The sequence below is a fragment of the Mycobacterium sp. NPDC051804 genome (assembly GCF_044452905.1).
GTDB lineage: Bacteria > Actinomycetota > Actinomycetes > Mycobacteriales > Mycobacteriaceae > Mycobacterium.
Genome location: NZ_JBITCD010000003.1, coordinates 510,714 through 533,759 on the forward strand (window position 1 = coordinate 510,714; position 23,046 = coordinate 533,759).

Annotated in this window: 20 protein-coding genes and 1 pseudogene; 2 read left to right on the forward strand and 19 right to left on the reverse strand. The window is 61.5% G+C overall.

Going from position 1 to position 23,046, the window contains the following annotated elements:
* Positions 1-2 precede the first annotated feature (2 nt).
* Entirely contained in the window at positions 3-470 is a 468-nt protein-coding gene (locus ACIA48_RS13560) for an NUDIX hydrolase (protein WP_005110618.1), read from the forward strand.
* An 8-nt stretch (positions 471-478) separates the two neighbouring features.
* On the opposite strand, the gene ACIA48_RS13565 is transcribed toward ACIA48_RS13560, so the two are convergent.
* The 8 genes from ACIA48_RS13565 to ACIA48_RS13600 form a co-directional block, all read right to left on the reverse strand.
* Entirely contained in the window at positions 479-1,015 is a 537-nt protein-coding gene (locus tag ACIA48_RS13565) for an HD domain-containing protein (protein ID WP_005110615.1), read from the reverse strand.
* Between the two features lie 349 nt (positions 1,016-1,364).
* Positions 1,365-1,607: a hypothetical protein gene (locus ACIA48_RS13570; protein ID WP_396731864.1), complete on the reverse strand. Its 243-nt coding sequence runs from the start codon at positions 1,605-1,607 to the stop codon at positions 1,365-1,367.
* Complete coding sequence (locus ACIA48_RS13575) at positions 1,604-3,379, reverse strand: ThiF family adenylyltransferase (protein WP_011768281.1); 1,776 nt, start codon at positions 3,377-3,379, stop codon at positions 1,604-1,606. Before ACIA48_RS13575 ends, ACIA48_RS13570 begins: the two co-directional genes overlap by 4 nt.
* The gene (locus ACIA48_RS13580; protein ID WP_005110610.1) at positions 3,376-4,389 is read right to left on the reverse strand and encodes a cyclic GMP-AMP synthase DncV-like nucleotidyltransferase; all 1,014 of its coding nucleotides are present in this window, start codon (positions 4,387-4,389) and stop codon (positions 3,376-3,378) included. The genes ACIA48_RS13575 and ACIA48_RS13580 overlap by 4 nt, the downstream gene beginning before the upstream one ends.
* Positions 4,376-5,491: a CBASS cGAMP-activated phospholipase gene (locus tag ACIA48_RS13585; RefSeq protein WP_011560565.1), complete on the reverse strand. Its 1,116-nt coding sequence runs from the start codon at positions 5,489-5,491 to the stop codon at positions 4,376-4,378. Before ACIA48_RS13585 ends, ACIA48_RS13580 begins: the two co-directional genes overlap by 14 nt.
* A gap of 177 nt (positions 5,492-5,668) precedes the next feature.
* The gene (locus tag ACIA48_RS13590) at positions 5,669-6,412 is read right to left on the reverse strand and encodes a nucleotidyl transferase AbiEii/AbiGii toxin family protein (RefSeq protein ID WP_011560566.1); all 744 of its coding nucleotides are present in this window, start codon (positions 6,410-6,412) and stop codon (positions 5,669-5,671) included.
* Complete coding sequence (locus tag ACIA48_RS13595; protein ID WP_017205323.1) at positions 6,409-7,320, reverse strand: hypothetical protein; 912 nt, start codon at positions 7,318-7,320, stop codon at positions 6,409-6,411. Before ACIA48_RS13595 ends, ACIA48_RS13590 begins: the two co-directional genes overlap by 4 nt.
* Positions 7,321-7,934: 614 nt before the next feature.
* A protein-coding gene (locus ACIA48_RS13600) for an IS3 family transposase (protein ID WP_396731872.1) occupies positions 7,935-9,097 on the reverse strand; the annotation gives its coding sequence in 2 pieces (ribosomal slippage) (positions 7,935-8,810 and positions 8,813-9,097; 1,161 coding nt in all).
* A gap of 68 nt (positions 9,098-9,165) precedes the next feature.
* Here ACIA48_RS13600 and ACIA48_RS13605 point away from each other — a divergent pair.
* Positions 9,166-9,609, forward strand: a pseudogene (locus tag ACIA48_RS13605) (DDE-type integrase/transposase/recombinase); the annotation flags it as partial.
* Positions 9,610-9,649: 40 nt separating this feature from the next.
* On the opposite strand, the gene ACIA48_RS13610 reads toward ACIA48_RS13605, so the two are convergent.
* From ACIA48_RS13610 to ACIA48_RS13660, 11 genes are all read right to left on the reverse strand, one after another.
* Entirely contained in the window at positions 9,650-10,849 is a 1,200-nt protein-coding gene (locus ACIA48_RS13610) for an acyl-CoA dehydrogenase family protein (protein ID WP_011856018.1), read from the reverse strand.
* A 160-nt stretch (positions 10,850-11,009) separates the two neighbouring features.
* Complete coding sequence (locus ACIA48_RS13615) at positions 11,010-12,116, reverse strand: NDMA-dependent alcohol dehydrogenase (RefSeq protein WP_011560572.1); 1,107 nt, start codon at positions 12,114-12,116, stop codon at positions 11,010-11,012.
* 148 nt (positions 12,117-12,264) lie between these two features.
* Positions 12,265-12,675, reverse strand: coding sequence for an SCP2 sterol-binding domain-containing protein (locus ACIA48_RS13620; RefSeq protein WP_005110592.1), 411 nt, complete (start codon positions 12,673-12,675; stop codon positions 12,265-12,267).
* 91 nt (positions 12,676-12,766) lie between these two features.
* The gene (locus tag ACIA48_RS13625) at positions 12,767-13,825 is read right to left on the reverse strand and encodes a BtrH N-terminal domain-containing protein (RefSeq protein ID WP_005086581.1); all 1,059 of its coding nucleotides are present in this window, start codon (positions 13,823-13,825) and stop codon (positions 12,767-12,769) included.
* Positions 13,826-13,874: 49 nt separating this feature from the next.
* Positions 13,875-15,020: an acyl-CoA dehydrogenase family protein gene (locus ACIA48_RS13630; RefSeq protein WP_005086582.1), complete on the reverse strand. Its 1,146-nt coding sequence runs from the start codon at positions 15,018-15,020 to the stop codon at positions 13,875-13,877.
* A gap of 38 nt (positions 15,021-15,058) precedes the next feature.
* Positions 15,059-16,678: a fatty acid--CoA ligase gene (locus ACIA48_RS13635; protein WP_017205326.1), complete on the reverse strand. Its 1,620-nt coding sequence runs from the start codon at positions 16,676-16,678 to the stop codon at positions 15,059-15,061.
* Between the two features lie 26 nt (positions 16,679-16,704).
* Positions 16,705-17,358, reverse strand: coding sequence for a transglutaminase family protein (locus ACIA48_RS13640; RefSeq protein ID WP_011560574.1), 654 nt, complete (start codon positions 17,356-17,358; stop codon positions 16,705-16,707).
* Positions 17,355-18,812 carry a cytochrome P450 gene (locus ACIA48_RS13645; RefSeq protein ID WP_011560575.1) on the reverse strand — a complete coding sequence of 486 codons (1,458 nt, stop codon included), beginning with the start codon at positions 18,810-18,812 and terminating at the stop codon, positions 17,355-17,357. Before ACIA48_RS13645 ends, ACIA48_RS13640 begins: the two co-directional genes overlap by 4 nt.
* Before the next feature lie 115 nt (positions 18,813-18,927).
* Positions 18,928-20,457 (reverse strand): NAD(P)/FAD-dependent oxidoreductase, encoded by a 1,530-nt coding sequence (locus ACIA48_RS13650; RefSeq protein WP_011856019.1) that lies wholly within the window; start codon positions 20,455-20,457, stop codon positions 18,928-18,930.
* Positions 20,458-20,533: 76 nt separating this feature from the next.
* Positions 20,534-21,499, reverse strand: coding sequence for an alpha/beta hydrolase (locus ACIA48_RS13655; RefSeq protein ID WP_012296509.1), 966 nt, complete (start codon positions 21,497-21,499; stop codon positions 20,534-20,536).
* Positions 21,496-23,013 (reverse strand): NAD(P)/FAD-dependent oxidoreductase, encoded by a 1,518-nt coding sequence (locus ACIA48_RS13660; protein WP_011560579.1) that lies wholly within the window; start codon positions 23,011-23,013, stop codon positions 21,496-21,498. The genes ACIA48_RS13655 and ACIA48_RS13660 overlap by 4 nt, the downstream gene beginning before the upstream one ends.
* Positions 23,014-23,046 lie beyond the last annotated feature (33 nt).

Below are 23,046 nucleotides of genomic sequence, written 5' to 3' on the forward strand. Positions count from 1 at the left end.
CGATGCGCACCGACTACTACAATGACCCCAACGCCCCGGCGCCCAACAGTGTCGTTCCGTCCGCCTCGGCCATCGTCACCGACGAACAAGGTCGTATTCTGCTGATCAAACGCCGCGACAACACCCTGTGGGCGTTACCCGGCGGCGGACACGACATCGGCGAAACCATCGCCGACACCGCCGTGCGGGAAGTCAAAGAAGAAACCGGGCTCGACGTCGAAGTCACGGGTCTGGTCGGTGTCTACACCAACCCCCACCACGTGGTCGCGTTCACCGATGGCGAAGTGCGCCAACAATTCTCGCTACTGTTCGCCACCACGGTGCTCGGCGGGACCCTCGCCATCGACCACGAAAGCACCGACATCGCCTGGACTGCCCCCGACGACATCGCTGGCCTGGATATGCATCCGTCGATGCGACTGCGCGTCGAGCACTACCTGCAACGCCGCGACAGCCCCTACCTCGGCTGACCGCTGGGCTACAGCCAGTCGCGTACTCGCCGGACCGCCGCCAACAATTCGTCGCGGCCCGCGTCGACCGCCCGGTGCACCGGGTCCTCGGATCCATAACGCGCCAACACGTCGCGTAGTCGATCTCGCGGTGATATCGGCGCCCCGTCAGGTCCAGTCGTCAGATCGCAAAAAGTCAACGCATCAAGGACATTGCTGGGCGGATCGCTGAACGCGGACAAACCCGACAAGCCCCGCTCGGCAGCCTCCGCGTGCGCTCCGGTATGAAAGGCCACCAAGGAAGCGACCAGCTCCCCGAAACCCGCCGATCGCACGAACTCCGCTCCATCAAGGGGATGAAAACCGGTCCGGCGCACCGACGGTGCGTAACCGATATCGTGCAACCACCCCGCCGCGACCAGACAGTCCGCCGTTTGAGCATCGAAACGCCGGCTCAACCGCTCGGCAGTCGTCGCGACCCCCCGGACATGCGCCAACCGCCGCGGCTGCTCAGCCAGCCGCGCCTCGGCCTCGCGCCGTGCACGCTGCGCCAAAACTACGCTCACAGCCGCCAGCCTACGAGCCCCAGCACCATGCCGCAGCCCCGTCGCGGCTGATGGCGCAGATCCTGGACACCCGCGACCCGCAGGAACCGGCGGCCACCAGCAGGCTTCGCTACGCTCGCTCTGCTCCCGTCCGCTGGCGCTCCCGTCCGCGCCGCTCCCTGCGCTCCGCCCTCCGTCCGCCGCCACGCATGCATGCACCCACGACCGGCGCCGGAACTAAGTCGCAGGCCACAGCGCTGGCATCACGACGAGGCGCAGCTGCCCTCGCTGCTCGCCGCATCGAGACGCCGCGAGCGGCAGGCCGGACCAATAGCCTGACCGTCGCTGACCTGCGATGTGAGAACTTTCTTTACTGGTATCGAGACACCTGCTCGATACAGCGGCGAAGGCGTACCGCCGCTAACAGGAAGAAGTGCAGGTCACGTTCAAGAGTTTGGAGTTCCACGTGGTCGGCGTGCCGCTTGTTGAAGCGTCGGTCGATGCGTCCTGATTGGAGCGCCACGGCGTTGATCCAGTTGGTTGCCTCGGTGCGAAGACGCTCGACAGTGACGCCCTCTGATGGGGCATTGCGTTGACGTTCCGTTGCCCTCATTCTGTCCCTGCTGTGTGATCCATGGGGTGCGTTACACCGGGGAGGAAGTGGTGTCGGGGGCCGCTGGCCGCGTGCGGCAGAGCGATGAGGTGTGTGCCCGAAACCGCGGAGTCCGGTTGTTGGAGGTGGCTTCCGATCAGGTTGACGAGTGTGGCTGCGACCGCTACGAGGTCGGCTGCCGAGCCGTGGAATGTGGGGACCGAGCAGCCCCTGGTTGGTATAAGTTCGTCATCGCTGGGTTCTTGCCACAGCGTGTGGTAGAGCTCAAGTCCGCTGTCGCCCTGGATTGTTCGGCCAGCGTCTTGATCGATGCTGGAAACTGTCGCTGTTGCGCTTGCGGCGCACAGCACGGCTAGGCCGAGCGTGCCAGAGCGAGCGTCTGTGGCGACCTGAGCGATCAATGCCTTTCGCGTCGGCGCAGTTGCCAACGCATCGAGACAGCTCGTGATGCCGTTGTTCACTGTGGCGTCGATGATGAGATCCGCTGCCAGGCATGACGTGTGGTCTTCTGGGAGGTGCCCTTCTGCGACGGTGACCGTCAGGTCATCACGGATCGCGCGGAGCCGTCCAGCGAGTGCCTCGGCTTTGGAACGGCCAATGTCGTCTTCGACGTAGTTTTGTCGGACGAGCAAGCCGCCGGTGACGATGCCAGGGTCGCACACGGTGATCTCCGATGCTCCTGCGCGAGCGATGAATTCGGCGATCCATGATCCGAGCCCGCCGCAGCCCCAGATGTGGACAGTCTTTCGTTGAAATCCGTTCACGGGGCGGCCGTCGTCGCGGCGGGTTGTCACTTCGGGTCGTTCGTCGGACATCCTGCACCACTCAATCGGGATTTCAGTGTTGATCTTCGCGGGGTCGAGAACAACCCCCACACCCCGTTGCTGCGCGACCTCGCGGAGCGCATTCGCCGTTGGGGTGGGGAGCCGTCCGCCCAAGAGGTGGGGTGGGCCTCCAGCGGGGTGCGGCACGGCGAGGACGAAGTATTGCTCGGCGTCGTGGTGATTTCGTAACGCACTCGCCAGGAGGGCGGTGAGGAACGCCGGCGATTGCGGTGCGATCCGGGGAGCCCGTCCTTCGAGGCGGTCAAGGTAGGGGTCGTCCAGGAGAGCAAGCAGTAGCGCGAATGTGGATGCGGCACCGAACGGCAGCGCGGTGGCCAGGGTAATTACCGGTACGCGATGCCCGGCAGCTCCAGGCGAGTACGTCAGGTCGTATCGGTGCGTTGACCGGGCGATCAGGTGAGCCGTTTGGTGGCGCTTCGCCGGTCCGGGTTCTCGGGTAACGATCGTCGGTGTGTCATGTGCCTGATGCGGCACTCCGCCAACAGCGTGGTACATGGCGGTGGCGGCGTCGAAGTTTCCGGCGGCCGCGTCGACGAGCCAGTCCCAAAGGCGGGTGAGTAGGCCGGCCACACCAAGCGTCGGCTGCCATTCCCGTGAAGGATCCAAATAGATGCATAGTCGTTGACCCGCGAGCACATGGGGGTAGCCGAGAAACCGAGTGTGATCAACGTCGATAGCCGGTAGCGAGTACGAAGAGGGGCGAAGCTGAAGGATGAACTCCTCGGTCTCTTGAAGTTGCAGGCCACCCGGATGATGCGGGATGGCGGCCGTGCGTAGCGAGATGCGGAGCGACGCCTCGCCGCTAGCGTCGAGCGTGGGTCTTCCTCGGACCTGGATTTCGTTGGGACGTTGTTGCGCTAGCGCTTTGAGTTCGGCGAGGAGATGCTTCTGCCAGCCCGTCAGCGTGGGCTGGTGGCGTCTGGTCACCCTGCCCGACCAGAGCGCCCCACTGTTGAGTCCGCGGCAGAGGTGGCTGCTGGAAACTTCGCGCTAGCGGTTGTTGTGGCCGGCGCCTTGAATCCGTCGCCGAAGATGTTCTGCCACAGCTGGACACTGCGGTCTTTGTCTTTCTCCTCGTAGGCCGCTTCGATGTCGGCGGCATGCACGTGGATTCGGTCACGGAAGTAGCTGTAGGTCGCCTGAGCGCTCTCGGGGTCTGGTCCCCACCGGTGGTCGAACGTCACGCCGGAACCGGACGGGTCGGCGATGGAGGGCTTGATCGGGTTCGCTTGCAACCAGGTGTCGAGGTCTTGCACGACATGAAGAAGAGTTGTGGGGACGTTGCTGTAGTAACTCGGGTCCAGGAGCTTGCGCAAGTCTGTTACCTGCTCCCCCAGCATGGTGGTCAGCAGGACTGAACGTGTGCCGGTGAACGAATTCTTGTGATCACGAAGGTATTTCATGAGTCTGATCACTTTGCGTAAGTTCCCGCTGGCGATAGAGTCCTGTTTCTTCATCCAATCGGTGAAACCCTGCGGGTTCGTCAGCTCCCACTCGTTGTCGTCGCGGTTGACGATGACCTCTCGACCGTCGGCCAGGTTGAGGTGAGGGACGATGTCGACGTGCATGGAGTTGGCGTAGACGAGCCGCGCGCAGCGGCACTTACGTGAGTGCGGCATGGTGCCGTAGGTGCTGTGCCGATGCAGGGCTGCGTAGACCTCATCGATGTAGGTCTTGGGGTTGTCGGCCCAGTCCGGGTTCTGGCTCATGTCGAGCATGAAGTCGGCGTCGAACTCGTTGTCACCGACGGGGTTGATGATCGTGCGGTGTGCCCAGGAGCCTTGCGGCGTCTTGCCGGTGATCAGCGCACCGATTTCGACGTCGGCTTTGAGTGCCTTGTAGATGGCTTCGACGCGCTGGTTGAGTAGGTCCAGTTTGAACTGGCTGAGATTGACCGTGTCTTTCAGCAAGACGTTGAAGTGGTCAGCGAGTTGCATTGGGGGCCTCCGTGTGTGAAATGCTGCCCGGATCGTCGCGGTGTCGGCGTCCGTTCACCGGTGTGTATGCGGGCGCCTGGTGGTCAGCGAATTTCGCGGTGTAGCTAGGGCTGAGTTCTCGGCTGACTGAGGCAGCGAGGCCGGCCACGTCCTTTGGGTCCGCCGAGTCCAGTGCGTAGAGGCCGCCGGGCACTAGAGCGTCGAAGCGCGTGTAGTTGGATTTGCCGATCAAGTGTTCGGCGAGGCCCTGTCCGCCACGGCTGCTGGCGTTAAGGATCAGCGGGGCAATCGGTCTTGCCCAGTGTAAGAGTCCGCCGCGGTCCAAGCGCTTGGGGTGATCGGTCAGCTGATCAATGGTGCCGACGTTGAGGACGGTAATCGCGTCGAGAGGAACACCGAGCATGCTGACGGCCTCGGCGATCGCGACGACAGCCGGGTTGTTGGCCCATACTCCGCCGTCAATGAGCCTGTGTCCGTCGACGTACGCCGCGGGGAAGTACAGCGGCGCCGCCGAGGTCGCCAGTGCAACGTCCACCATCGGTATGCGCCAGTCGCGGGTCAGCCGTGTGTGGTGCGGAGTCTTGAAGATGTGCACGGCCCCGCGTTGTACATCCCACGCGGGAATGACGAGTCGCTTCGTGCTGTCGCCAAGGAGTCGGGCTCCGAGGACGCCGGTCAACGCTTGCCGCAGCGCCTCTGCGTCATAGATGGGCGATCTCAGCTGCCGTGGTCGGCGCCATCCTCGCCGCCTCGACGCCGGAAAGACTTTCTCGACCAGTTCTTCGTAGTGGGAGACAATCTCCTTCGGCGTGAGGCCCGCACCGAGACCCAGTGCGACGATGCCGCCCGCCGACGTGCCAGCAATGAGGTCGAAGGAATCGGTGATCCTAACGCCCAGATCCTGCTCCAGACGTGCAAGCACATGCGCAGTGAACAACGCCTTGGCGCCCCCTCCATCGAGAGCGAGGACCTGGAAGCGCTCGGGGCGCGGGCCAGCCGCCTCGCGCTCGGCTGCTGGATAGACCTGCGCGGCGAATTCGCCAGGTCCCGGCGAGGACGTACCATTATCAAGGTTGGCAGGCGTCGCGGGAACTACATCCATGTAACTAGACTACGCCGCTCCGCCGACAACGACCTAGCCGTTATTGCCACCGGCGTGGGGACCCGCGCAGCCAGCAGCCATGTCAATGCTCCGGCTCAGCATTTGCCGGCTCCGTCGAGACCGAAACCGTTTCGCTCGGCGTAGCCGCACGGAAACGAACGACTGTCTGCTGGTGCGTCATCGCGACACGATGGCGACATGGCGCCGGAGCAGCGCCCGCACTCTGGCCGGCACCCTCGTCGGCGGACTGGAGATCATCTGCGCTGCCACACGCGCAGCGTCGCCGCGCTCGCCGGCCTTTGTGATCTTGGGGTCGCCCAGGCGCCACGGCGAAGCGTGGTAATCGGGTTGTGACGCGACGATCTCCAGTAGTGTCTCGATATCCTGGAGGTCACGTTCGGAGTCGCGAACGGTACGTGCCAGCATCTTCAACACGAATGCTGCCTCGACGTCGGGAACCGGAATTTCGAACTCAACCGTGTCGCCGTCGGTGAGTCGGGCTGTGACGGCGACTTCGATCGGCGGTAGGGCGAGCGCCAACCGCAGCCCTGGCGCTCCGTCGAAGGCTCGTTCGCCGATGATCCGCTTGCCTGGTTTGGCTGCGGTGGGAACTAAGAGGTCGACCGCTTGCTCACCCCGCTCGTAGCGGTTGCCGCACTCAGCGGTGTACCCCAGTGCGGTGAGTCGATCGTGGAGGTTCCCGGTGGACGCCACGTTGACGTCGATCCCGGTGTCTGCGTCGGAGGTCAGTCGCGGTATGCCCGACACGTTGTAGACGTGCCGCAGCAGTCGCACCATGTGACCGCCGATGACGCGGTACTCGATGTCGGCAGTGACTGCGGCCACGTCACGCAGTGCACGCATTCCGTTGTCGTCGGCCACCGCAGTGCAGGCGATTTGCACCGATGCTGTTCCGGTCACCGGTGCACGATCCAGTCGCTGAGATGCTGCGGTGCACCGTCGCCAAGATCGGCACCGCCGCTGAGGTCCTGAAGCGCAATCACTGGATCCACAGTGATGATGTCGGAACGCTGCGTATCACGAACCCGCCGCCACCAGGCCGCGGTCGTCCAGACGGTCGGGTCGGCGGGAACCCGCACAGTCAAGGTCGCTTCCTCGGCGGTGGCCTCCACCAAACCGAACTCGGAGAGGTCGACCAGTTCTTTGGCATAGACCAGACCTCTGGTTGGTACCTGCCACGGTCGCAGGACGTCGGCGGCGACCTCGCCGCCAGCAAGGATCGGCACGGTGAGCTCGGCGCCGAGTCGGGTCGCACTGCGCACCTGCTCCACTACCGGATCCATTCCATACCAGTACGTTTCGACAAGTCCGCTGTCCGCAGGTACCAATGCCAGTTTCACCAGGAGCTCCCGGCGCGCAGCCTCGGTCATCGGCGTGTCCGGCAGCGGATCCTTCTCGGTCATTTTGGACACCGCCTGCTGGCTAACTCCGATGGCCGCGGCAATGTCGCGTTGGCGGAGGTGACCGCGCGTAAGCACACAGACCCGTTCAGCCGCCCGCCGCCGCCAGCTGCGCTCGCTGGCGGCGCGGGGCGGCCGTCCTGGTGTTGGCGTTCGGTAGGTTCGCCCGGAGAGCACCAGTTCGCCGGTGCTGCCGACGCTGAGATCCACGTCAGCCTGAGCCAGGAGCGCTGAACGTGCCTCATCTGAGATGGTCTCGCACACCACGAATACGCGGCGGCCTGGATGGCGGCGCACACGACTAAGGACTGCGGCCGGAGATGGCACACGTTCTGCCAGAACCAGGTCCGCTACTACGGCGCGGCCATCGATTCGGTATGTGATGCTGTGTGCATCACCAGTCACCATCCGCACGCCTGCGTCGACCAAGCGGGCAGGAATCGAAGCAGAGAGCACGTCTGTTACTCTACTCAGTGACTACTTGTCAAACAACCTATTGTCGATAAATAGCGTTCTGGTTGTTTGACTTCGACCAACCAGTGGCGTACAAACCGTCCATTGATCCGTCATACGCTGGTGGAGTTTAACGGGCCTAGCGTCGAGGAACCTGAGCAGATAGAGCTACTCTGACGTTTTCGCGGCGACGCCGGTAGCCCAGGCATCGCTGACAGCCGCTGACTCTTAATCAGCGGGTCTGGGGTTCGAAACCCTGACGGCGCACCATGCAAACGCAATGCTCAGGCAGGGTTGTTGTCGTTTCGGAGTGTTTGCTGCCTGTGACAGATGTGACCGATGTGACCGAAAGGTCTCCATATTGTCCCCGCGCTGCGGAAGCAGACCCACCACAGCAAACGGCGCGTCGGCGTGACATGTGAGACCGCCGTCCTAAGGTCGTGCCGTGTCTAATATGCCTCCCGACCCCGATGCATCTGACTCACGCGAGGACGGTGCACCTACCAAAGAGGCCTGTGCCAAGCTCTATCAGGAAGTGGGTCTGCTGCACGATCAGGTGACAATTTCGGTCACGCGGCCTGACTGGCCGTCGTGGTCATGATGGCTTCGTATTCGACGGGGGTCAACCGGCCGAGGGCGCCTTGGCGGCGACGTCGGTGGTAGGTGCGTTCGATCCAAGTGACGATGGCGATCCGCAGCTCCTCTCGGGTGGCCCAGCGGCGGCGGTCGAGGACGTTCTTCTGCAGCAGGCTGAAGAAGCTCTCCATCGCCGCGTTGTCGCCGGCCACGCCGACACGTCCCATTGAGCCGACCATGCCGTGATGGTGCAGGGCCTGGACGAACTTTCGACTTCGAAACTGCGACCCTCTGTCCGTGTGAACCACGCAGCCGGCGACCACCCCACGGCGGCCGACCGCGTTGCGCAGCGCGGCGGTCGCCAGGCGTGACTTCATTCGGGAGTCGATCGAATAACCCACGATGCGGTTGGAGAATGCATCCTTGATCGCGCAGAGGTAGAGCTTGCCCTCGCCGGTATAATGCTCAGTTATGTCGCTGAGCCACAACATGTTTGGCGTTTCAGCGGTGAAGTCGCGCTGGACCAGATCGTCGTGCACCGGCGGTCCTGGTTTGCCGTTCTTGCCGCGCTTCTTGCCGAACACGCTCCACAACTGCTGCTGTGAGCAGATGCGCCAGGCGGTGCGCTCGGCCATCGGCTCGCCGGCCTCACGGGCCTCCTCGACGAGGTAGCGGTAGCCGAACTCGGGGTCCTCGCCGTGCGCGTCGAACAGGGCGTTGGCGCGGTATGCCTCGACGAGTTCGGCATTGGTGATGGGATTTGCCCGCCAGCGGTAGTAGGGCTGGCGGGCGAGCTTGAGTACCCGGCGCGTCACCGCGACGGGAATCCCGTCGGCGGCGAGCTCACTTACGAGCGGGTAGACCCTTTTCCCGGCAGATTGGCCTGCGACAAGTACGCCGCTGCCCGCCGTAAGACTTCATTCTCTTGTTCCAACAACCGATTTCGGCGTCGTAGCTCGCGCAGATCAGCGGAGTCATTGGTGCTCTTACCTGGCTTGGCGCCCTCGTCGACGTCGGCTTGGCGCATCCACTTGGTCAACGTCATCGGGTGCACGCCGAAATCGGTGGCGATCTGCTCGATCGTCACCCCGTCGTCGCGGTTACGGGCAACGCGGACGACGTCGTCGCGAAATTCACGGGGGTAGGGCCTAGGCACACTGACATCCTTCCAGCCCGCCCGCTTTGGGCAAGCCAACTCAGATGTCACCTATTGGTGCAGCAGACCCGATGATCGTGGGCTGGCGGGTAGCGTCGCACATGCGTACCACCATGGTGCTGGATGCGTTGGAGATGGCTCGTTGGTCACGCGGAAACACATTGCCGGGCTTGACATGTCACTCCGATGCCGGATCGCAATTCACCTCTATCCGCTATGGCGAACGGCTCGCCGAGATCGGAGCGGTCCGCTCGATCGGCACGATCGGAGACAGCTACGATAATGCCCTGGAGACGGTGAACGGCTACTACAAGGCGGAGCTGATCTACGGGCCAGTCCGCACCAGGCCGTGGAAGACCGTCGAGGACGTCGAACTCGCGACCCTGAGCTGGGTGTACTGGCACAACACCAGCCGCTTACACAGCTACCTTAATGACATCCCACCCACCGAGTTCGAAGCCGCGTTCCACGATGCACATGGGACCGACCAACCCCTGGCCGGAATCCAATAACCCGAGCCTCCGGGAAAGTCAGGGCGATTCAATCAAGTAGCTAGAGTCCGATACGTTTGGCGATGACCTCGTTCATGATTTCGTTGGTGCCGCCGCCTATTCCGAGAATTCGGCAATCTCGATAGTGTCTCTCGATCTCAGACTCACGCATGTAGCCCATCCCACCGAAGATCTGAACCGCCTCATTGACCACGTAGTCGCACGCATACACAGCGGTGTTCTTGGCCATCGACACCTCGGCAACGACATCCTCCCCCGCTAGCCACCTCTGCATGACCGCACGGGTGTAGGTGCACGCCACGTCGACCTGTCGAGCCATCTCCGCAAGCTTATGGCGAATGATCTGGCGCCCCGTCAAGGGTCTACCGAACGTTTCACGTTCCCGCGCCCAACTCTTGGCAAGGTCGAGAGCCCGACCCGCCGTCGCGTACGCCTGGACGGCGATGCCGAGCCGTTCAGCCTGAAATTGCTGCATGATCTGCAAAAACCCACTGTTCTCTGCCCCCACCAGGTTGTCAGCCGGTACGCGAACGTCGACGAAAGACAACTCGGCGGTGTCGCTACATCGCCACCCCATCTTGTCTAACCGGCGGGACACTTCGAATCCAGGCGAATTCTTGTCGATCACAAGCAATGAAACTCCACCGTAACCCGGTCCGCCGGTGCGTACCGCCGTAGTAACGAAGTCCGCTCGAACTCCGCTGGTGATGAACGTCTTTGCTCCGTTGACCACGTAGGTGTCCCCCTCGCGCACCGCGCGTGTGCGCAGATTCGCGACATCTGAGCCTGCCCCAGGCTCGGTAACGCCCAGCGAGCCGATCATCTTTCCTGCGAGCGTAGGACGGACATATCGTTGAATCAGGGCGTCGGAGCCATTGGCGGCAATGTGGGGAAGGGCAATGCCATGGGTGAACAAGGCGGCGCAGACGCCAGTGGACCCGCCTGCGGCCAGGATGGCCTCAGTGACCAGTGCAGAGTCAATCGCATTGCCGCCGCTGCCGCCGACTTCTTCCGGGAACCCGATTCTGAGAAGCCCCACCTCGGCAGCATTGAGATGCAGGTCGCGCGGAATCTCACCCACGTGCTCCCATTCCGCTAGCTTCGGCGCGATTTCACGTTCCGAGAAAGACCGCGCCATTTGGCTCAGCGCTCGTCGCTCCGGCGTGGTCCACACCTCCGGGGCGATAGCGAAACGAGCAGCCCCATCCCTGCTTGCCGTGGTCGTGCCAGCGTCCGTCATCTCAGCCTCCCAGAGAATGTGATAGATGATCGATGAGGTGTCTGATGCTTGCCGTCCTCACGACGGGAAAGAAGGACCCGACGCCAACCACCCAAGGGGCCCGGCCGCATGATCTGCAGCAACGCAAGGACATGGAGACCAGCAGTGGGCATGATGCTCTTCAGAACCGGACCAGCCCTCGGATATTTTTTCCTGAACGCATATCCTGGTAGCCCTCATTAATTTGGTCGAGGGAGTATTCGCGGGTGACCAACTCATCGAGCTTCAACAACCCAGCGGAGTACAGCTCGACCAGTCGCGGAATATCGTGCGGCGCATTGGATGAGCCATACAAAGCGCCACGAATCTGCTTCTCGTAAAGCGTCATTTCAAGCAGTGATCCTGAGATCGATGAGTCGTCGGGGTGCCCGATGGCCGTGACCACGACGCGCCCGCGCTTTCCGACCAAGGCCAGCGCTTCCGCGGTGTAGGAGGCCTCAGCCACATCGGTGGTGAGGATGCAGACATCAGCCAGCTTGCCCAGCGTCATATCGCTGACCAGCGACCAAGCTTCATCCATCGAGGCCGCGGTGTGCGTCGCACCGAACCCGCTCGCTTGCTCTCGCTTGAACTTCACCGGATCGACCGCCACAATCGCCAGCGCTCCCGCGATTCGCGCGCCCTGAATCGCATTCATTCCGATTCCGCCCGCTCCCACTACCACGACGGTGTCCCCGGCGCGCACCTCCCCAGTCCGCACCGCAGATCCGTAACCGGTCGTGACGCCGCAACCGATCAAGGCTGCCCGATCCAGGGGGATTCCGCCGTCAATCTTGACCACGGACGCCTGCGGCACCACTGTGTACTCGGAAAACGTCCCGAGCAAACACATCTGCCCGACGTCCTCGCCTCGTGCGTGAAAGCGATAGGTGCCGTCGATCTGCGGTCCCATCATGAGCGCCGCTCCCAACTCACAGAGATTGCCCATGCCGCGCGCGCAGTACGAGCAGCGCCCACACGAGGGAAGGAAGGTCAAGATGACAGAATCACCTTCGGACAGTTCCTCAACCCCTTCGCCGCACTCCACGACTGTGCCAGCACCCTCATGACCCCCCACTACCGGCAATGGGATCGGGAGGTCGCCGGTCACCAGATGTTCGTCGGAATGGCACAAGCCGGTGGCCGCCAGCCGCACGAGGACCTCCCCGGGACCTGGCGGATCCAAATCGACTTCTTCGACCTCCCACTTCTGCTCCAAGCCCCACAAAACAGCCGCACGTGTCTTCATGTTGAAGTCCCTTCTATCGAATTACGCTTCTCGAGTAGTTATCCCGACCGCGCACGGTGGTCGCGCGAACTGTCCTGGATGATCTCCGGGCACATCGCCCAGAGGCCCGCGCCGCTCACCCGGGCCCGGGCGCGGTACCGCACCGACATCACACATTGAGCAGGTCGTGACGCTTGTCGGCCTCAAGGATTGCCCGGTATTCCGGAAAGAGGTTCTTTGCCTGCGGTATGAGCTTGATCAGTTTGGTGACAGGACCTTTCGCTCGTACAGTTCCTTTCGCCATCGCCATGGTCAAGTTCACCTTCCCCAACCAGAACCTGTTGCCGGTATCCGCGGACATGAACAATTCGACATTCGGTGTAACGCCACTGTCCGCGCCGGTCTCTACGACCTTCTCCGGCATATCCACGGTTACTACCGCATCCGGATCGGTGTAGTGGATCCGTAACACCACCCCGGACCCGGCAAGTCTGTTCGCAAGGTCTTCGTTCTCCAAACCTCGTCGAAAGATGCCGGCGAGGTAGCGGTAAACCTCTTCCGCATCAGCGAAGACAGCCATCGTGATTCTCCCTTCCTATGACACAATTCAAAGCGCTCAAATAAATCTGCTGGGTCGCAACCAGTTCGGCTTGCTCCGAAGCAATCAGAACTCATAGGAGTAGATCTCCTGCCTCCCTCAGCGCCTCCGCGAGTCGACGTTCGGCTGTCGGCAATTGCGCAGCCACGGACGCGGCGCCGCTCGCTCTTCGGTGCGGATCTGCACCGCGGTCATAAGCGGCGTGCGCAACCGCGGTCCACAACTCAGATGCGGTCTTTGCAGCCTCCGCTGCTTTAAACGCAGGTTCGAAACTCAACTCTTCAGCGACGCGCCGACATCCACGTGCTTGCAGATCTCGGAACAGACCGCCTCCGGTTCCGGCTTTTTCGATGAAGGCGCTCAGCGCAAACAAGGCTCCGTCGAGGGTGTCGTCGTCAAAGATCTTCGGCCACCGCTTGAGATCCTCCACAAAAGTCGATACCCCTGGTAGCCCACGCACCTGAATTTCACAATCGGAGTCCTCGGTGATCGGCGCGCTCACACACGAACCCTGCATCGCGTCCGCGGACCTACGGAAGGCCGACCGGGCAGCATTGCCGAGATCTGGTGCCGCGCCGGGCCACTCGACTACGTAGGTGGTGTGCCGCGTGGGGACGGGAAATCCCGTCGATGCCCGCGCCTTCCGTAGATTCTCGTAAGGCACGGCTTGAGGTGTATCGCGATCGTTATCGACCACGAAGGCGAGTTCCTCGTCGTCGTCGTACCCTACGATCACGACATCGTGCCGGCTCATACTCAGACGCGTTCTCAGATAGGGCAATTCGGCGATGTCAGTCCACACCATGACCGGCGTACCGGCATCGATCTGTTCGGTCACCCATTTCCACCCGAGATCGGGGTCGTCTGTCGAACGACACTCGAAGCGCGCGCCCAACCGGGTCAAGTATTCGTCTTCGAGGTCCGCGCTGCGTCCAACGAGGTAGATCGGTGGACGTAGGTGGGCCGAGCGAACATACGAGAAGTCGAGGGCCCCGCCGAGAGCAAACACGATGCCTTCGTCCGGGGTGTCATCACCCCAACGGATCCCGGCCCATTCGGTCAAATCCCGAAGAGCCCCCGATCCGCAGTGGCCGCCCATGTCGTGGCGATACGGCACCACCATCGATGCCATCAGTCCTCCTCCTCTAGATGACTAACGTGCGGGCGGCAACTCCTCTGAGTCATAGGGAACGCGAGATGATTTCCTTCATCACCTCGTTCGTGCCGGCATAGATTTTTTGCACGCGCTGATCCACCCACAACCTCGAGATGGGGTACTCGGTCATGTAGCCATATCCGCCGTGAAGCTGCATACAGTCATCGAGTACCTTCATCGCTCGCTCAGTGGTCCACCACTTCGCCATGGCGACGGTCTGCACGTCGAGTTGACCCGCAAGGTGCAGGTCGATGCAGTAGTCGAGGAACACTCGTGCGATGCGCGTTTCTGTCGCGGCTTCAGCCAGCGTGAACTTGGTGTTCTGAAAGCCAAAGACAGGCCGACCGAACGCCTCCCGCTCACGCGTGTACTTGAGCGTCTGCTCCAGGGCAAGTTCCATCGCTGCGACAGCCCCCACCGCGACGATGAGTCGCTCTTGTGGCAGCTGCGTCATCAGCTGAATGAAGCCCTGTCCCTCAGACTGGCCCAGTAGATGCGAGCGCGGAACTCTCACTTCATCGAAGAACAACTCGGAGGTGTCCTGGCCGCGCTGGCCGATTTTGTCGAGAACCTTGCCGCGCCGGAATCCCGCCCGGTCAGCCTCGACAACGATCAAAGAGATGCCCGCAGCGCCCTGGCTCGGATCTGTCTTGGCAACAACGATGATGAGGTCGGCCTGTTGGCCGTTGGTGATGAAAGTCTTGGAGCCGGTGATCACGTACTCGTCACCGTCCAGGAGGGCTTTTGTCTTGACGCTCTGCAGATCGGACCCGGTCCCCGGTTCTGTCATGGCGATCGCCCCGATCATTTCACCGGACGCCATCTTGGGAAGCCACTGCGCGCGCAGCTCTTCAGTCGCGTACTGCAGGATGTAGTGGGCGACGATTCCGCTGTGCAGTCCCGCGCCCCATGAGCTGTCACCTATGCGGGCCTGCTCTTCAAGCACGACCGCTTCGTGCGCGAAAGTGCCACCGCCTCCGCCGTATTCCTCAGGTATAGACATGCAGAGCAGGCCCAGCTCGCCTGCTCGGTTCCACAGTTCTCGGTCGACGTGGTGCTGGTCTGCAAAGCGGTTCGCATGCGGCGCCAATTCGGCCGAGAAGAACTTCGCAGCGAGGTCACGAAGCTCGAGTAATTCGGCATTCATCCAGGGAGAGATTGGTGAGGACATGATTACCTTCCGACTGTTGGAATTCCAGGGATTTGACGTTATGACGTTTCGATTTCGATGAGGTATTCGCCGGCAGAGTGGCGCGCACGGATGACCTTTTTGTCGTACTTTCCGACGCTCGTCCTCGGAATATCGGACACGAAGCTCCATCGCTCGGGAATCCACCATTTGGCGACTTTGTCCGCAAGGAACGATCGGAGTTGGTCAATGTCAACGTCGGTTCCGGGGTGGACGACGACAAGCGCCAACGGCCTTTCCTGCCATTTATCGTCCGCGACGCCGACTACCGCCGCTTCGTACACGGCAGGGTGGCCGATCAGCGTGTTTTCCAGCTCCACCGAGGAGATCCATTCGCCACCTGACTTGATGACGTCTTTCGAGCGGTCGGTCAGTGTCAGATAGCCCTCGGCGTCGATCTTGCCCACATCACCGGTACGCAGCCATCCTTCGTCGAACTTCTCCGTATCGTTGTTTCCGAAATAGGACCCGGTGATCCAGGGACCGCGCGCCTGGATCTCCCCAACTGATTGCCCGTCCCACGGCACGTCTTTCCCGTCGTCGTCCCGCAACCGGATTTCGACACCGCAGATCGGTCGGCCCTGGGATGCGCGCAGCTCCCAGCGCCGCGTCGCGTCGGCTCTGTGAGCCGGACGTGCAACGGTCGCCAACGGAGAGGTTTCGGTCATACCCCAGGCCTGCACAATGGGCACGTCGTACTTCTCTTCGAATGCCCGCATCAACGAAAGCGGAACAGCAGACCCCCCGCACGCGACCAGCCGTAACGAAGAAATGTCCCGCTCAGGGTGCGAATCCAGATATCGGTCGACATCGTTCCAGATCGTCGGCACTGCACCGGCCAAGGTCGGTCTGGTGTCTTCGATGATCGACACCAACGGTTCGGCTTGGAGATACCGGTCAGGCAGTACCAGATCCGCACCGGACATCAACGCTGCGTAAATAAGCCCCCACGCATTGGCGTGAAACATTGGGACGATGGCCAGCACACGGTCGGCCTCGCTGACTGACAAAGCGTTAGCTGTGCAGGCGGTCAGGGAGTGAAGGTACGTCGAACGGTGGCTGTAGACGACGCCTTTGGGATCTCCGGTGGTACCGCTCGTATAACACATGGCCGCGGCGGACAGCTCGTCGAGCTCAGGCCAGTCAAATGATTCTTCTTGGCCGGCAAGCACTTCCTCGTAACGCAGAACGGTCTTCCCGCATCCCTGGAGCGGGGCAAGGTCGCCCTCTCCGGTGACGATGACGGTGTGCACCGACGCCATCGCTGGGAGCGCGCGCGCCAACAACGGGGCAACCGAAGCGTCGACTAGGACGATCTGATCGCTCGCGTGATTGGCGATGTACGCCAGTTGCTCTGGGGCCAAACGAATGTTGAGCGTGTGCAGGACCGCGCCCATGGAGGGAATCGCACAGTAGGCCTCCAGATGTTCCTGGTTGCTCCACTGGAAGGTGGCCACGCGTTGGTCTGCCGTGACGCCAAGACTGCGCAGCGCATTGGCAAGGCGAGCCACTCGCGCCAGCACAATGCGGTAAGGCGTTCTCCGATATCCATTTCCGGTCGGAGTGACGACCTCGCTGTCACCGTGTATGGCTGCCGCATGCTGGACGATCGCCGACACCGTGAGCGGAACATTTTGCATTGTGCTTTGCATCGTGTAGTGCCCTTTCAGGCGAAGAGGTCGGGACGGCTGTTCGGCTGATCGATGAATGTGCCGTAATGCGTTCTCAGTGCTTGCAGGATGTCTGCTAGGGGTAGATCGTCGTAGGCTCCCCGGTCGCGCAGATACTCCATGTGCTGGGTGCCGTCAGCGGTGAAACCATGGAGTAGCGCGTCGCTACGGCCGTCGAATTCGATCGGCGAGACACCGAAGCGTGCGCACAGCTCGCGATTGAACGCCGGGGTGGCCTTTACCCACGCACCGTTGAGGAACATGAGACTGTAGCCGTGGTAGACGAAAACGTCGCTACCACCCATCCGCTCGCGCAATGCCTTGGTCTGGAGGTGGTTTCGGACGTCGGCGAACCCCAGCCGCGCCGGGATTCCCGCCGCTCGGCACGCTGCAGTCAAGAGCACGGCCTTCGGGACGCAGTAGGCCCGTTCTGCGGTCGCGACGGTGCTGGCGCGATACGCGTGCGGGTTGTCGGTCACCGTGTAGGGGTCGTACCAAATGGAGTCACGGACCGCGGTGAAGATGGCGATGGCCTTCTCGGTGTCGCCGCAGGCACCACGGATCGCCGATGACACGAAGTCACGTACCGAATCTTGTTGCCAGTCAAGAAACTCCGTGGGTTCGAGGTAGGGGCTGTGGTCGACGGTCATCGGCGCTTCATCTCCAACGGAAGTCCGTCCACCGGAATGGGCAGCGAGGTGTTGTCCCATCGGACGTGATAGTTCTCCGGAACCTTCCAAGTGAACGAACGCAGCATCCTGTGCAGGATTGCTTTGACTTCGAGCGTCCCGAATTGCATGCCGATGCACTTGTGCGCTCCACCTCCGAACGGAACCCAGGCGAATCGGTGGTGTTGGTCTTCGCGCCGAGGCTCGTCGAAACGTGAGGGATCGAACCGCTCCGGATCACTCCAGATCGTTCGATCGAAGTGATTCACGGCAGGCGTTATAGCGCATAACGTGTTCGAGGGGATGTGATATCCATCGATGGCGACATCTCGAACCGTCTTGCGCATCACCAGCGGAACAGGTGCAAGCAGTCTGAGCGCTTCCTTGATCACGAGGTCGATGACCGTCATCTTCTCCAGGGCCTCGATGTCCGGCAACCCGTCACCGATGGCCGCGGCTTCCGCAGCCGCAGCCTCCTGCCACTGCGGATACTTGGCAAGGAAATAGGTGACCGCTGTGGTGGTGATCGTCGAGGTGTCGTGGGCCGCCATCATCAAGAAGATCATGTGATTCACCACATCCTCGTCGGAAAACCGCTCCCCGTCTTCGGTCGTGGCTTGACAGAGAGCAGCGAACAGATCCTCCGTTTCACCGGCTCGCGCGGCCGGCAGATGCCGGAAGAAGTAGTCCTCCAAAACGCGCCGCCCTTGCACACCAGCGCGGAATCTGGTTCCCGGAAGCGGAGCACGCACAAGGGAACTCGCCGCCCGGACCGTAGCGACGAACGCCTTGTTGACAGCATCGCTCTCGTCCTTGCCGCGGCCGCCCATGAAGACGTCGGTAGCGATGTCGAGGGTGAGTTCCTTCAACAGTGGGTAGATTCGAACCGACGGGCCCACCGGCCACGCAGGCACTGCCGAGCGAACGCATGGCGTTACCTGTTCGACGTATCCGGTCAGGCGCGGACGCGTAAACGCCTCCTGCATGATGCGCCGGTGCATCAAGTGCTCGTCGAAGCTCATGAGCATCAAACCGCGATGGAAGAAGGCGTCGATCAGGAAGGACCAGCCATCCTGAGAGAATGCTTTCGCTTCGCTCGTGAACGCCTCTCGAGTGGCGTCAGGGCCGGCGATGACCACCATCTTGGTGCCGAACGCGCCCATCCACGACACCGAACCCAGACGGTCGTAGCGCTCTCGACTGAAATCCGAGCCGAATCGGATGTAGTCGAGCGTGTGACCTACGAAGGGCAGTCCGGCATCCCCCCGGACGGCTTTCAATCCACTGCCCGCGGGTGCCGGTGCCAGTTCACGAACCGGCCAGTCCCGGCTCCATCGACGCCATCTGTCGTCGACGGCGTGAGGCGCGGGGACCATGATCACAGAGGACAACCGCTCCTTCACGTGGTGCGCAGGTGCGAGAAGGTGATTCGTCATGGTTCCTCCTGGACGCTGGGCCGCTTTGACGGCGTCCACCAGTCTTTACAAAGATGCCATTGATGTCAATATCTAGACATTATTGGCCTAGCGGTTAAGTGCGCGTCTCGTGCCCTTAGTCGGCCAGGCTCGGTTCTGCAGGGTCTCCGACCTTTAGACGCCCGACGTTTCTCAAGACGTAATCGCCGCTGTGCGGCTTCCGGGTAAGGAGTCGATAAACCAAGGTAGGCCCCGGCCAGTTCGTCGGGATTTCCCCGCTCGAGGTTCGATACCAGCTCGCACACAGCGCCCACACCGACCTCCGTAGTCGCCTTCTCAAGCGCGTGTTGTAGCGTTGCGCGCTCTCCGTCCTGACATCGATCGCATGACCCGGATGAGCAGCCACGGCTTTGATGAGCGTTGCGATGTGACGGACTTGTGACTCGATCATGTAGAGGATCGACCCCGAGCCCACATTCGTGTTGGGACCATAAAGCAGGAACAGGTTCGGGAACATGGGGACAGTGATGCCCAGATATGCGTACGCCTGGGTCTTCCACACCTCGGCCAAGGAGACTCCGCGAGAGCCGCGCACGGACATCGGGGCGAGAAAATCGGTGGCGCGAAACCCGGTTCCGTAGATCACGACATCTGCAGGACGAAACTCTCCATCCACGGTCTTGACACCGTTGTCGCAGAGCTCTGCGATAGCCTTCGGCACCAACGACACGCGATCACTCGCGATTGCTGGATAGTAATCATTCGAGAACAGCACTCGCTTGCACCCTGGCGCGTCCGAAGGCATCAATTGCTCGCGCAAAGATGGGCTAGCAACCTGCCGATGTAGGTGGCGGCGCGCGATCGCACCGAGGACGCGTGAGAGGGGCTTCGCGTCGACTAGCGTCACAGCGAGCAACTCGAAAATTAGCCATACCGCGAAACGCTCGAGGCGCAGCGCCATCGGCAATAACTCGCTCACCCTGTCGTGAAGGACTCCATACCTGCTGTCCCACTTCGGCAAGATCCACGGAGCCGTGCGCTGATATAGCGTGACATGCTCCGCCTCCTGGGCGATGTGTGGCACGAATTGGATGGCACTAGCTCCTGTGCCGATGACGGCTACTTGCTTGCCGCGAAGCGAAACCGATCGGTCCCAACGCGCCGAATGAAAGCGCGGCCCCTGGAAGGTGTCTGCGTCGGCAATAACGGGTACGTGGGGCAAGGAGAGCTGACCCACGGCCGAGACGACGACATCGCAGGTTATTGTCTCGTTCGAGTTCGTAACCAGGGTCCAACGCCCTAGCTGGTCATCGAAGGTCATTGCGACAACTTCGGTCTGGGTACGCAGATGCGCGGCCAGTCCGCCACTCTCCACGAGTTGTTGGAGGTACTTGAGTATCTCGGGTTGCTCGGCATATCGCCGTGACCAACGAGGATTGGGCTTGTACGAGAGTGAGTACAACGCTGACGGCACGTCGCAGGCCGCTCCCGGATAGGTGTTGTCACGCCAAACACCCCCGATGTCTGCAGCCTTTTCCAGGATCGTGAAGTTCGTGAACCCGTCCTTCTTCAGCCGGTGGGCCATCGCAACCCCGGCGAAGCCGGCCCCGATGATCACGATCGACGGATCGTATGCGCGACAGGCCGTCGCGAAGTTGCTGCTCATGAGGCAGAGACGACTGACTTCACGCTGCGGCGGTCGAGGTGGTGTAGGTGTAGGAGCATTGCCTGTTCGGACACTTTCACCTGACTTCCGAGGCTTCAAGGAAGCGTCCCGCTCGATGAATCGCGTCTCGGGCTTCGGGAAGAATCCGGAACATAGCCTGGAATACATGGATCTGTCCCCGGTATACCTGGATCTCGACGTGGGATCCAGCTGATTGAAGTCGCTCGGCGAGACGGCGCGAGTCATCGATCAACATTTCTCTCCCGCCCACCTGAATGAGGATCGGCGGCATCGAGGTGAGGTCCGCGTCAAGCACGCTGAGGCGCGGATCTCCGCGATCTGCGCCACCTACGTAGAGGTCAAGAGCGCGCGCCGCTGATTGAGCGGAGGCAAAAGGATCCCGGCGGCGAATTTCACGCGCTCTGGCAAGTTCGCACCTGAGATCCAGGACGGGAGACATCAGCAGCATCGCATCAGGGAGCGGCAATCCAACTGCACGTGCGCCCAAGGCCGTGGCCATCGTGAGCTGACCGCCCGCTGAATCGCCGGCAACCGCGACGGTGCGCTGACAAGAACCCGGGGACCCTCCGCTGGTAAGCCAGCGATACGCATTCAGCGCATCGTCCGCGGCTGCGGGATAGGGATACCGCGGGGCAAGACGATACTTCACTGCGAAGATGGGGCGCCCGCTCGCCGAGGCGAGTTCACCAAGAAGACCGCGGTGCGTCTCCGGCGAGCACATAGAATAGGCGCCGCCGTGGATGTACAGCAAAGGGTTGGCATGCGGATTAATGGCAGGCGTGGTGATCCAGTCCCCACGAACCGGGCCTCCGGCGAATACAGTGTCAACCTTGCGCACTGTGACGCCGCGCCGAGGCCGTGAGGCTACGAGCGCTGTTCGAAGCACGCGATCCATCACCGCAAGTCCGTAGGCGTTTGATGGCATCAGCTGCGCCAGTGGCCGCAGCGTGGTTCGCGAGGACATCGCGACGAGATGACTGGCAAGACTGGGCTGCCAGTCAGGGGCATCCATTCTGGTCACCGGGGACACACCTCTTCGGGCCGATTCTCGAATCGGTAGTCCGAGAGGCGAAAGGTGCGGCTCCGCCAATAGGTCTCCAGAGTCGTTGATGGACGGAGTGGAACGTCACCGTGCCTGTCGAAGTAGTAGCTGTTGGCATTGGAACAGCTCGGCTGCCAGAAAACCTGTCTGTGACGCCGCCTTAGCACTTCGGCGAAATAACGGTCGTTCGCCTCCTTCTTGACCTCCACGCAGTTAGCACCCAGCGCCCGCGCGCGACGAAGACACCGGACGATGTGCCGACTCTGCGCCTCGATGAGCGTGAAGTACGAGGAACCGTTGTAGCCGTACGGGCCGAAGATGTTGAAATGATTCGGAAATCCCGGGACGCTCACCCCTTCGAAGGCCTGCAGTCGATGCTCGTCCCACCATGTAGCCTGCTCCAGCCCGCCGCGTCCCTTCAATACGTAAGTTGGCATGTTGCCCGACTCCATCACTTTGAAGCCGGTGGCCAGGATCAAGACGTCAATGGGATGAGCTTTGCCGTCTCGAGTATGGACGGATGCATGGTCGATATGGGTTATGCCGCTCGTCTCGAGCGAAACGTTGGACCGGTTGTACGTTGCGAGATAGGAATTGTGGAAGCTGGGTCGTTTACAGCCCAACGAGTAGCGCGGAATGAGTTGTTCTCTCGTCGTCGGGTCATGGACCTCACGCCGCATGTACCGCTTTGCGGCGCTCTCCATGACATCGGCGAACGGTATCACCGTATGAAAGTGAGCGGCGATTGGGAAAGTGATTTCCACGAACGCCTGGCTGGCGGTCCGGGTCGCCAATTGTGCCCCCGGCAGGAAATGTAGAAGCCTTCCACCCCACGTCGGTATGGGGAAGTCTGGCTTCGGCAGACAATAAATTGGAGTTCGCTGAAATACCGTCAGACTCTCTGCTTTCTTTGCGACTTCGGGTATCAGTTGCACCGCCGATGCACCGGTACCGATTACTGCAACCCTCTTCCCGCTGAGATCTTTGGCATTGTCCCATCTAGCCGTGTGGAGCGTAACGCCGGCGAAATCTCGCACCCCCTTGATTTCAGGCCACTTTGGCCGACTGAGAACGCCGGAGCAATTTATCACGAAGCGTGCCGTGAACTCCTCACCATTGGCACTGGTCAAATGCCACCGTGTTGCGTTCTCGTCGAAACAAGCCTCGGTAATGGTTGTGTTGAAACGAATATGGTCCCAGAGCCGATACTTTTCAACACATCGCTCGGCATAGGCTTTGAGCTCATTGCCGTGGGCGTACGTGCGCGACCAAGAGGGCCGCATTTCGTATGAGAATTGATAACTGAACGACGGTATATCGACAGCGATACCCGGGTAGGTGTTCCAGTGCCACGTACCACCTACGCCATCGGCGTCATCAACCATCAAGAAGTCGGTAAATCCCGCCTTCATCAAGCTAATGCCAGACCCGATGCCGGAAAATCCAGCTCCTATGATAATTATCTCGTAATTACGGTCGGACTTGCGATCCATTCCTGTATTTCACCGTTCTGACGGTCAGCCTTG